This window comes from Ezakiella coagulans (genome assembly GCF_003096635.1).
Taxonomy (GTDB): Bacteria; Bacillota; Clostridia; order Tissierellales; family Peptoniphilaceae; genus Ezakiella; species Ezakiella coagulans.
In genome coordinates, this window is record NZ_QEKV01000003.1 from 108,328 (window position 1) to 120,000 (window position 11,673).

Annotated in this window: 12 protein-coding genes; 4 read left to right on the top strand and 8 right to left on the bottom strand. The window is 37.4% G+C overall.

All coding sequences use genetic code 11. From position 1 onward, the window contains the following. The first annotated feature begins 77 nt into the window (after positions 1-77). From C7381_RS03350 to C7381_RS03360, 3 genes are all read left to right on the top strand, one after another. Entirely contained in the window at positions 78-494 is a 417-nt protein-coding gene (locus tag C7381_RS03350) for a nitroreductase family protein (protein ID WP_116479886.1), read from the top strand. Positions 495-629: 135 nt separating this feature from the next. After that, a complete protein-coding gene (locus tag C7381_RS03355) occupies positions 630-2,357 on the top strand; it encodes an ABC transporter ATP-binding protein (protein WP_116479887.1) in 1,728 nt (575 codons plus the stop codon). Then, on the top strand, positions 2,350-4,131 hold the full coding sequence (locus tag C7381_RS03360; protein ID WP_116479888.1) for an ABC transporter ATP-binding protein: 1,782 nt from the start codon (positions 2,350-2,352) through the stop codon (positions 4,129-4,131). The genes C7381_RS03355 and C7381_RS03360 overlap by 8 nt, the downstream gene beginning before the upstream one ends. Positions 4,132-4,254: 123 nt before the next feature. Here C7381_RS03360 and C7381_RS03365 read toward each other — a convergent pair whose 3' ends face one another. Beyond that, entirely contained in the window at positions 4,255-4,680 is a 426-nt protein-coding gene (locus tag C7381_RS03365; protein WP_034546205.1) for a flavodoxin, read from the bottom strand. A gap of 325 nt (positions 4,681-5,005) precedes the next feature. Further along, positions 5,006-5,425 carry a flavodoxin gene (locus tag C7381_RS03370; RefSeq protein WP_034546130.1) on the bottom strand — a complete coding sequence of 140 codons (420 nt, stop codon included), beginning with the start codon at positions 5,423-5,425 and terminating at the stop codon, positions 5,006-5,008. A gap of 174 nt (positions 5,426-5,599) precedes the next feature. On the opposite strand from C7381_RS03370, the gene C7381_RS03375 reads away from it, so the two are divergent. After that, the gene (locus C7381_RS03375; RefSeq protein ID WP_034546132.1) at positions 5,600-6,244 is read left to right on the top strand and encodes a helix-turn-helix domain-containing protein; all 645 of its coding nucleotides are present in this window, start codon (positions 5,600-5,602) and stop codon (positions 6,242-6,244) included. 83 nt (positions 6,245-6,327) lie between these two features. Here the strand turns inward: C7381_RS03375 and C7381_RS03380 are convergent, their stop codons facing one another. The 6 genes from C7381_RS03380 to rsxC all read right to left on the bottom strand — a co-directional run bounded on the left by C7381_RS03380 (position 6,328) and on the right by rsxC (position 11,500). Next, positions 6,328-7,233, bottom strand: a complete 906-nt coding sequence (locus tag C7381_RS03380) for an RnfABCDGE type electron transport complex subunit B (RefSeq protein ID WP_034546135.1) — start codon at positions 7,231-7,233, stop codon at positions 6,328-6,330. Between the two features lie 10 nt (positions 7,234-7,243). Then, a complete protein-coding gene (gene rsxA / locus C7381_RS03385; protein WP_116479889.1) occupies positions 7,244-7,816 on the bottom strand; it encodes an electron transport complex subunit RsxA in 573 nt (190 codons plus the stop codon). A gap of 2 nt (positions 7,817-7,818) precedes the next feature. Continuing rightward, positions 7,819-8,412 (bottom strand): electron transport complex subunit RsxE, encoded by a 594-nt coding sequence (rsxE, locus tag C7381_RS03390; protein ID WP_034546143.1) that lies wholly within the window; start codon positions 8,410-8,412, stop codon positions 7,819-7,821. After that, a complete protein-coding gene (locus C7381_RS03395) occupies positions 8,402-8,977 on the bottom strand; it encodes an RnfABCDGE type electron transport complex subunit G (protein WP_116479890.1) in 576 nt (191 codons plus the stop codon). Before C7381_RS03395 ends, rsxE begins: the two co-directional genes overlap by 11 nt. After that, positions 8,977-9,945 (bottom strand): RnfABCDGE type electron transport complex subunit D, encoded by a 969-nt coding sequence (locus C7381_RS03400; RefSeq protein ID WP_116479952.1) that lies wholly within the window; start codon positions 9,943-9,945, stop codon positions 8,977-8,979. Before C7381_RS03400 ends, C7381_RS03395 begins: the two co-directional genes overlap by 1 nt. A 220-nt stretch (positions 9,946-10,165) precedes the next feature. Next, positions 10,166-11,500 (bottom strand): electron transport complex subunit RsxC, encoded by a 1,335-nt coding sequence (gene rsxC / locus C7381_RS03405; RefSeq protein WP_245893716.1) that lies wholly within the window; start codon positions 11,498-11,500, stop codon positions 10,166-10,168. Positions 11,501-11,673 lie beyond the last annotated feature (173 nt).

The following is an 11,673-nucleotide window of genomic DNA, read 5'->3' on the forward strand; positions in this document are numbered from 1 at the left end:
TTGCAATTGTAATAATGATTAAAATATGTTAGAATAAAAAGTGTGTGAAACACTATTTCAAATTGGAGGTGCATCAATTGTGCATAAAAGAAATGACATTTAGAGACTTGGTCCAAAAAAGATACTCTTGCAGAGATTTTTTGGATACTGAAATTGATAAAAATATTTTAGACGAAATTGCTGACGCAGCACGACTACAACCTTCTGCCGTCAACTCACAACAATATAAAATACATATTTGCACTAAAAATGCAGCACGACGTGTTTCAAAAGCAAGAGGTATGTATAACAGGTTCATAGATAATGTGCCTGCTTTTATTGTTATCACTGAAGACAGAAGAAATATTGCATTAAAAGCTATAAATCTCGCCCAATATAACGATTGGGTGCCGATAGATATAGGCATCGCCGTTTCCGCGATTTGTTACAGAGCTCTTGAGCTCGGAGTTTCGAGTTGCATTCTCGGGCTCTACAAAGAAAAAGAGATTCAGTAAATTATCGGCGACAAAAATAAAGTTGCAATTGTAATCGCGCTGGGTTATCAAAAGGAGGAAAAAGATAGACCGAAAAAACGTCGCAGCTTTGACGAGATTTGTGTCTATCACGAAGAATAATTTACGCGAGGTTTTATGAAAAACATAAAAAAATACTATAAATTAATCAAAAAATACAGATATGCCCTCTTCTTTGCGCTCATTCTGAACATTTTGTCCGCTTACGGTTCAATTGTTCTTCCGAAGCTCATCGGAGAGATGGCGGACTTCGTAAAAAGCGGAACTTTGACAAAGGAGATTCTAATAAAAGATATATACATTCTCTCATTCATGTCGATATTTATCTATATTTCGGATGCAATATGGAATTATATAATCTTCAGAAACTACTACTATGTAAGCGCAAATCTCAAAAAAATGATTTTGAGTAAATCGCTTCTCCAAAGTCCGGTTTTTTTCAAAAGAAATACTATAAGCGAAATAATAAACAAGGCGACATCGGACACAATGCGCGTTTCGGATGTCGTGGGCTACGGATTTATGACCATCGTAGACGGTGCGATAATGCCTATTTTGATATTTATTTGTATGGCAAGGATTTCAACTCTTTTGGCGCTCATTTCAATGGTTGCGCTTCCTGTTATGGTCTTTATAATTACAAAGATTTCAACGAGATATGACCCGACTTACGAAGCATATCAAAGAAGTTTGGACACTTTGAACCAAAAGACAATCGAGGACATGAGTGCAATAAAAGTTATCAAAGCATTCGTTGTCGGCAAAGTTAAAAAAGAGAATTATCTCAAATCCGTCGACGACAATTTGGCAAAAGACCTTCGACTCACAAAGCTCACAGCGCTCTATATGCCTGTCACGGAAATAGGAATCGGATTTTTCTCAATCATCGCTTTCATTGTGGGAGCATCGCTCATAAAGCACGGAAGTCTTTCTTACGGACAACTCGTGACCTTCTCACTCTACCTCTATTTTCTCGAATGGCCTGCTTACGGTCTTTCGGATTTGATAGTTGTATTAAAAGAAGGAAACACATCTCTTAGAAGAATCGGAGAAATAATAGACTATGATGACGACTTCAAAGAATACAAAGGCACTGAAAAAATTAAATCCATAGATAAAATCGAAATGAATAATGTTTATTTCTCATATCCGGGAAATGACAGCTTTGAGCTGAAAAATATAAATCTTTCATTTCAAAAAGGAAAAAGATATGGAATTGTCGGAAAAACCGGAAGCGGCAAGACGAGTTTGTTGCGCGTTATTATAAACGAATATCCGAATTTCAGCGGCCATGTTAAGATCAACGGCTCAGACATCAAGGAAATTTCACTCGATGATTTAAAGAAAAACATCGGATACGTACCGCAGGAGCATTTTCTCTACTCGAAAACTATAAAAGAAAATATTGCTTTCTACAGAAATGCGACTGATACAGAAGTGGAAAATGCGATAAAAGTTTCCGACTTTGAAAAGGACATCGGCTCCCTTCCTCTCGGAGTACACACACTCTCGGGCGAGATGGGTGTTTCCCTCTCCGGCGGACAAAAGCAACGCGTCAGTCTGTCGCGTGCCGTCTTAAAAGACGTCGACATGCTCGTGCTTGACGACGTGCTTTCCGCAGTTGACAACAAGACCGAGCAAAACATTTTGGAAAATTTGGAAAAACTTATGGGTGACAAAATCGTCGTCATGTCGAGCCACAAAATAAGTGCAATAAAAGACTGCGACGAAATCATCGTGCTTGACGACGGAGCAATTTCCGAAATCGGAACTTATGACGAGCTCCTCAAAAATAAAGGCTGGTTCTATGAACAAGCCATGATTCAGGAGGTCAGCCATGAGTAAACTTTATAACGAAAAAACATTTAGAAAAGGCACACTGAAACTGATTTACAGAACTTTCAAATCAGTCAAGTGGTCGCTCATGTTGGGTGTTGTTCTCTCGATTGGAACCACTGCCCTGACACTTGTCACTCCGCTCTTTTTGCAAAAATTGATCGACAAGGAAATCGACGCGACAGTCGGAATAAAAGATGCGAAAAGCTTTTTCACAACTGCAGCAATATATCTTTTGATGATACTCTTGAGCAATGTGATCAGCTTTTTAAAACAATATCAACTGAAAAGAACTTCAAACAAGGCGAGCCATTTCTTGAGACGCGATTTGTACGACCACGCTCTGAACCTCCCGCTATCGTTCTTCGACAAAACACCCGTCGGAAAAATAAGCGGACGTATTGTCGGAGACGTCGAAGAAATAAAAAATATGTTCTTTCTCGGATTTGACGGAATGTTTTCCGCAATCTCCTTCATTCTCGCCTCGATAATTTATGTGCTCACAATCGACTATAGAGCGGCACTCATATTGACACTGCCAATTCCGATTTTAATTCTTCTTATCTATGTCTACAACAAATTTAGCGCAAAATATAATATCGAATATAGAAAAGGCGAATCGAAATTAATTGCTGATCTTAATGAACATCTTCACGGCTCAGACATAATACGCGCATATGGCGTTTCAGAAGGCGTGAACGAAGAGTTTTCAAAGCTCAATCAAAAGCAATATAAAATCGGAACGAGAATGGAAATGTTTGACTCTTTCTTTTCGTTCAACATCTCAAACCTGCTTTCAAACATCTCTACTCTGTTAATCTTAATCATTTCCGGATATTCATTTTTAAACGGTACAAATACAATTTCAATTGGATTTATGGTCGTTCTCTTGAACTACAACGGAAAAATTTACGATATGATTCAAGGAGTTTTGAGACGTATAAATGTCATTGAAAAGGCACTCGCATCGAGTCACCACTTGGTTGAATTTATGGAAGAAGAGCATGAATTTGATGGCGAAATTGAAATTGATGACGTAAAGGGCGATGTGGAACTTAAAGACGTTTCATTTTCATATATCAAGGGCAATCCTGTCCTACACAATATCGACATTAGTGCACCGCACGGTTCAAAAACCGCAATCGTCGGCGACACCGGCTCTGGTAAAAGCTCTATTATAAACCTTATATTCCGCTTTTATAACCCGGATAGCGGTGTCATTTCGATAGACGATACTGATATATCGAAACTGTCGAAAGAATCGTTTAGAAAGAAAATGGCACTTGTCCTTCAAGATCCGTTTATCTTCAATGACACTTTGAGAAACAATGTAACACTCGGAGAAAAATTTACAGACGATGAAATAATAAATGCGATGAATCTTGCGGGCGGTGAAATGATTCTAAAGCGATTAAGAAAAGGTCTCGACACACACCTTAATGGTGAAGGCGTCGGACTCTCGCTCGGTGAAAAACAAATCGTCACGTTCGCACGCACTATCATTCGTGACCCGAAAATATTGGTGCTCGACGAAGCAACCGCATCGATCGACACCGAAACTGAAAAGCATATCGAAGAAGGACTTAACCACCTTATGGAAGGAAGAACCTCATTCATTATCGCTCACCGTTTATCCACTATAAGACACTGCGACAATATAATTGTTCTTGAAAAAGGAAGAATTATAGAAATGGGTACGCACGACGAATTGATGGATAAAAAAGGAAAATACTTCTCTCTTGCGACAAAAGAAGAAGAAAAAGAAAAAGAACCTGAGAAATAATTCTCAGGTTCTTTTTTCGTGATAAAAAATATACTAGGAGTTTAGGTGTTTAAGTCAAAATTTAAAAATTACATAGGGAAAATAATTTAACATCTCAACAATATTTAAACTCCGGAAAGTGGATTACTCCGCAAGCTGTTTACCCAAAGCAATACATTTTTCAATTGCTTCAGCGTCAGGATTGTCGTATGCTGCGAGCGAACCGATAAGATTGATTCCGTCATTTGTACATTCTTCAGCCCAATCTATCATCCATTCGCCTGTATTCCATTCATAGGAACCGAATATTGCAACCGGTTTTGTCTTTAATACAGGTTTTGCATCGTCAAAAAAAGGTCTGAACTCTTCTTCTTCGAGTTCTTCAGCTCCCATTGCCGGACAACCGAGTGCAATTCTGTCAGCATCCAACAAATCCTTTTCGTCAACACCTTCGGAAAGATTTATAAGTTTTGTCTCTGCACCGGCTTCAGCGGCTCCTTGTTGAATTGCTTCAGCCATTCTAGCGGTGTTTCCTGTTCCCGACCAATAAATTATTGTTACTCTCATAATTGCCTCCTTAAACATCGGTTAGTCATTGCTAACTGTATTAAGTATAGCATATAAAAATTTAGTTTTTTATATTTTATCACTGTTTAAAAAATAATTTTATGAAATAATAAAATAAATTTATTGATGATTAATATGGAAGTTTTTATAATTCTTATCTACACCGGTTAACTTGCGTAATATTAAAAGTTCTTTATTATTATATAAAGAACTTCTCTATTATAAATGTGTAATAACTCAATTATTTAAAATAACATTCATAAGAACATCGCAAAACAAAATACTAAATTTCCAATAAAAAAGCACCCCTTTCGGGATGCCTATAATCTTATTTTGCCAATTTTTCTCCGAGTGCTCTGCATTCTTCAAGTGCATCATCATCCGGATTGTCATAAGCTTTCAATGCTTCGATAGGAGTGATTCCATTTTCTTCCATTTCAGCTTTCCATGTTTCAATCCATTCGCCTTCGTTCCATGCATATGAACCGAAAATTGCAACTTTTTTATTTTTTAGTTCATCCATATTTTCTTCGAGATATGGTCTGAATGTTGTGTCTTCTATCTCTTCATCACCTTTTGCAGGACATCCGAGTGCTACTGCATCTGCACTTGTGATATCTTCAGCAGTTGCATCATTTACATCTACCAAATTTGCTTCAGCACCTGCATTTTCAATACCTTCAACAATAGCATTTGCCATTGCTTCGGTGTTACCTGTTTCTGTGTAATAAATTACGCTAACTTTCATAGTCTTCCTCCTTGTATATCAATGAAATTGTTCATTCTTATTATACAATAGTTATACCCATTTCTCAAGTCAATAAACATAAATATTTTTAAAAGTTAGCCCTCTCTAACCTTGAAAAATTTTTAATTCTAATATATAATATATGTATAGACTATGAGAGGAGGGTTTTATGCTATGAATTATTTGGCAATCAGTCAACTTTTAAGACCGGAAACATATTTTCTATGCAAAGAAAAACTCGATGAAGAGTTGTCAAACATAAACAACGAAGAAGATCTAAGATTGCATATAACGGAATTAAACACTTTCCTTTATACAACTTATGTCGTTAAATACCAGAAAAATTATAATCATACATTTGTAAATAATAGAGAAAGAATATTAAATGCAAAAGGAGATGAAGAACTACGAGAAATTTCAAATTCAATCCTTGACTCATACAAGGAAATTTCAGACGAAGTTCTTCAAAACAATGATGATAAATTAATTCGAGAAGTTATAAATGAAATAAATGAAAATTACTTTAACAAGGTCACGTTGAAACAAATATCAGACACGCACAATGTCACAGAAAACTATTTGTGCAGACTTTTCAGTGAAAAAACTGGCTACAGATTTTGCGAATATCTAAACTCGCTACGTGTAAAAAAAGCTAAAGAAATGCTTATAGAGGGCTCAAAGAGCCTCGATTATATAAGCGATGTGTGCGGCTTCAGCAGCCAATCTCATTTCTCCGTCACATTTAAGAAATACTACAATATTTCCCCTGGAAAGTATAAACTTGCAATCAAAAATCAAAAGATGAAACAAATACTCTAGAAGCCCAAAAGGCTTCTTTTTTTGTATTTCGAATTACATAAACACATCAAAAAAGACCCCACAGTCTTGTGGAGCCTTTTTACTTAAGCGTTAGTTGTTTCTTCCGCTTTTTCTTCTTTAGCTTTTTCAGCAGCTTGTTGTGCTTTTTTTGCCTTTAATGCTTCGATTTCTTCCGGAGTTAAAACTTTCTTCGGTTTTTCCGGACGATCGTCGTGAATTGTCTTCATCGGACAATTCTTAACGCATGTCTTACAGTCGATACATCCGGAGTAATCGATGTGAGCCAAGTTGTTTTCGAACTTGATTGTTTGTTTCGGACATTTCTTTACACAGATTTGACATCCGATACAGCCAACTTTACAGTTTTCTCTAACTGTTTTACCCTTGTCTTGTGAAGCACACTTGATAACGGTATGTCTGTCATAAGGCATAAGTTCGATAATTTTCTTCGGACAAATCACAACACATTTATTACATGCTTTACATTTGTCTTTAATAATGTGAGCAACTCCGTTTACCATTTCAATTGCATCGAACGGACAAACGTCTTTACATGTTCCACATCCTAAGCAGCCATATGAGCAAGCTTTGTTTCCGCCGCCGATTTGTGCCATATATCTGCAGTCTTTAATACCGTAGTATTTATATTTATCTTTTGCAAGATCGCAAGTTCCGTTACATCTTACAACGGCAACTTGTCTTACAACTTCTCCGGCTTCAGAGCCTAAAATTGCAGCAACTTTTTGTGCAACGGCATTTCCACCAATTGGACAAGCATTTGTTGGGGCTTTCCCTTCTGCTATAGCGTTTGCAAGTCCTTCGCATCCCGGAAATCCGCAAGCACCACAGTTTGCACCTGGCAAAACACCGAGAATGTTTCCGACAACCGGATTCATCTTAACTGCAAAAACCTTTGATGCAATCGACAATAAAACACCGAACAATAAGCCCAAAACTCCAAGAACTAAAACAGGTTTTAAAATTTCCATTATAAACCTCCTATACTAATCCTGCAAAGCCTGTGAAAGCGATACTCATAAGACCTGCAGCAATAAGTGCAAGAGGGAATCCCTTTAGTGGCTTTGGAACGTCAATAAGTTCAAGTCTTTCTCTGAGCGAACTCATAAGAATGAGTGCGAGTCCGAAACCGATTGAAGCACCGAGTGCGTTTGCAACGGTTTTGAAAAGGCTATAGTCATTTTGAATGTTTATGATTGCAACACCGAGAACCACACAGTTCGTTGTAATAAGTGGTAAGAAAACACCCATTGCTTGATAAAGTGCAGGTGATAATTTCTTTATAACCATTTCTACAAATTGTACCAAACTTGCAATGACAAGAATAAATACAATGGTTTGCAAATATTGCAAGTTATATACGTCAAGTATTGCTTTTTGTATGCCCCATGTGATGACAGAAGCAATTGTAACAACGAATGTTACAGCTGCAGCCATACCGGTTGCAGTTTCAACTTTTGAAGAAACACCAAGGAATGGACATATTCCCAAAAATTGACTGAATACATAGTTATTTACAAAAATTGTTGAAATAATAATTTGAAATGCGTTCATACTTATGCCTCTTTCCTTTGTTTAAATGCATTAAGTGCAAAAATCATAAGTCCCAAAATGATGAATGCTCCCGGTGGCATTGCAAAAAGTTTCATCGGATTGAATCCCGGAAGAACAGTATATCCCAAAAGTTTTCCCGAGCCGATTAATTCTCTGAAGAATGCTAGAATTACAATTGCCACTAAATATCCGAATCCGTTTGAGAATCCGTCAACGATTGATGGGAAAATTGTATTCTTTGATGCAAAGCTTTCAGCTCTTGCCAAAATCAAACAGTTAACAACAATCAAAGGAATAAACAGTCCAAGTGATGCGTAAACTGCCGGAACGTATGCGTTTAAGAACATATCTACGAGTGTAACGAAAGTTGCGATAACAACAATGTAAATAGGAATTCTGATCTTGCTTGGAACAACTTTTCTGATGAGAGAAATTGTCAAGTTGGACAATGTTGTAACAAATATAACTGCAAGTCCCATTGCGATTGCGTTTTGAATATTTATTGAAACAGCAAGAACTGAACATAAACCTATAAGTTGAACAAGAACTGGATTGTTATTAACAATACCATCTTTTATAATCTTTTTATAATTCATTTTCAATCTCCTTGTATGTGTCAATAGCTAAGTTTACAGCTGCGATTACACCTCTGCTGCTGACGGTTGAACCCGTAATTTTTTCAACATCTTGAGCATCTTTTTTTGTTGCAACCAACTTAACATTTTCAGTAGCACTTAAATCATTAAATTCGGCTTGGAAATCTTCATTTTCAATTTTTGTACCGATATCAGGAGTTTCTTTGTGTTTTAAGACTTTTATAGCAACGATTTTGCCCTCTTTAACACCGGTCATGATTGTGATATCTCCACCGTATCCGCCGCCGTTTGTCGTGATAAGAACACCTACAGTAGCTCCGCCTTTTTCAGCTTTAACAACATCCACAAGTTTGTTATTTGTCTTTTGAAGTTCAGCCAATTTGTCAGCTTCGATAGATACAAATTCGTCGGCATCTTCAATCAATTCTCTGTATGCTCTTTCAGTTTGTTCTTTTTCTCTTTGTTCAATTATTGGGGCTGTAACTTTATTTGTAAATCCAAGAATGCCAGCCGCAAAAACAGAAAACAAAAGTAAGATAATACCTAATTTAATAGTTTCTTTCATTATTTTTTAGCCTCCCCGAAAATTCTTGGTCTTGTGAGTCTGTCAATTAAAGGAACAAATGTATTCATAATGAGTATTGAATAACTGACCCCTTCAGCCATACCGCCTCTAACTCTTATTAGTGCAGTGAGAACCCCGCATCCAATAGCAAATATAGCTCTGCCCAAATTGCTTATCGGTGCAGTTGCGAAGTCGGTTGCCATAAAACATGCACCCAAAATCAATCCGCCGCCGAGTAGGTGATATAGTAAAGCTTCTCCTCTGATGCCTTGTATAAAGAGCATGCACATTGTGGATAAAATATAGATAACAGTGATTTTCCAATCTGCAATCTTTTTAATTGCAAGATATAAGAAACCTATGATAAGTAAAATTGTTGCAGTTTCTCCGAGAACACCGCCGATATTACCGATGAGCATATCCTTTATGCTTGGAAGAACGCCTTCGCTTCCCTTCATTATTTGAAGTGGAGTAGGTCCCGTTATTCCGTCAGGATTTGAGTAATTTGTCATGATTGTCGGCCAGCTTATCATGAGTGCAGCTCTTCCTGCAAGTGCAGGGTTTACAAAGTTTTGACCGATTCCGCCGAAGAATTCTTTTGCAATAACGATTGCGAAAAATCCGCCGACTATCGGAAGCCACCATGGTGCTGTTGCCGGTATATTAAATGCCAAGAGCATACCTGTTACAACTGCAGATAAGTCCCCGACAAGAATCGGCTTCTTAAATGCTTTTTGTGTTGCTGCTTCGAAAAATACACAACTTATAATTGATAATGCTATTAAAAGTGCTGCATTAAATCCAAATGCATAAATTGAATAAAATAGTTGTGGTGCCAAAGCAATGATTACGCTCAGCATAACTTTTTGTGTAGTATTGTTTGTTCTTAAGTGCGGTGCAAGACTTACAGCCCACTTGTTGTCCCTTGCCTTGAAAGCTTCTTCAACTTCAAGTTCCTCAAGATTCATATCGTCAAATCCTTTTAGATTTGTATTATCCGGATCGTTGTTTTGAACTTTGTTATCAACTGTTTCAGTAGCCGTAATAACTTTCGGTCCGTTTGAGCTTCCTGCATTAGCATTGATACCGGTTGCTTCGCTTTGCTCTTTCTTACGGATAACTTCGGCATTTACGTCCGTTTTATTAATATTTTCTTTCATATCTTTATTTTCAGCCATAAATAACCTCCTATCTAGCCCTCTTTGCGCTCGCTCTAAGTTCGCGTTTAGAAGCTGTCACAAGCTCTGTAAGCGGTCTGTGAGCAGGACATATATATGAGCATGATCCGCATGCGATACATGCGTTTGCATGGTACTTCGCAGTATCTTCAAATCTGCCTGCAAGTGCGTATGCTGCAATATTTAAAGGTAAAAGATGAACAGGGCATGCGTGTACACACTTTGCACATCTGATGCAAGGTGAAACTTCGTATTCTGTAGCAGTGTCCTTATGAAGAACAATTAATCCCGATGTATTCTTTTGAGCCGGTGTTGTTCCGTCAAATTGTGAATATCCGGTCATAGGTCCTCCGGAAACAATAGCTTTCGGGGATCCGTTAAATCCGTCAGCCATTTTAATCAAATCGCTGATTTTTGTTCCAACACGTGCCAAAACATTTGTAGGTTTCTTTACGCCGTCTCCGGTAACTGTAACAACTCTTTCGTATGAAGGAATTCCTCTTAGAGCTGCATCTGCAATAGCTGCAGCAGTTCCAACATTCGTTACGAGCGTATTGACATTACCTGTTCTTCCGCCTTCAGGAACTTTTCTACCCAAAATGGAGTCAACCATTCTGTATGAGTCACCTTGTGGGAACTTCGTCTTGACTGACGCAACATGTAAATTTGGATAATTTTTTACAATAGCTCTCAAATTTTCAATAGCATCAGGCTTATTGTCTTCGATTCCAATATAGCCGTCCTTTGCACCTGTAACCTTCATAATGACTCTCAAACCTTCGACGATTTTTTCGCCCCATTCGAGCATCATTCTGTGGTCACATGTCAAATAAGGTTCACATTCAGCACCGTTTAAAATAATTGAATCAACACCTGTGAGTGCACCGTTTAACTTTGAATGTGCAGGGAAAGCAGCACCGCCCATACCGACAACTCCCGCTTCTTTAACTCTTGCAATAATTTCTTCTTTTGTTAAAGAATCAAGATTGTCATTCAATATCTTGTATGCCGGTTCGTCTTTATGGTTGTTTTTAATATAAACACATGTAGCTTTGCTTCCGTCAAGTAAAAATCTTTCTTCAATCTTTGTGACTGTGCCTGAAACACTCGAATGAACCGGAGCGTAAAGATTAGCACTGCTATCACCGATTTTTTGTCCCATCAATACCTCATCTCCAACCTTCACAAGTGCCTCACACGGAGCACCTACATGTTGACTAAGAGGAATGATTACTTCTTCAACTTCCGACGGACTTGTAATTTTACATTTTTCCGATAATTCTTTAAATTCCGGAATGTGCAGTCCGCCCTTAAATGTTAAATTGTCTAACTTCAATAATATCACCCCTATGTAAAATTACATTTGTATCTACAGTATAACCCTTTTGGGGCCTGTTGTCAATCTAAATATCGAGATTTTAACGATTTTGCTTACATATTTATAAATTTCTTCGTTAATAGTGATTACACTCACACAAAAAATGTAAATTAAATAACATAGTCATAAAAATATTTTAT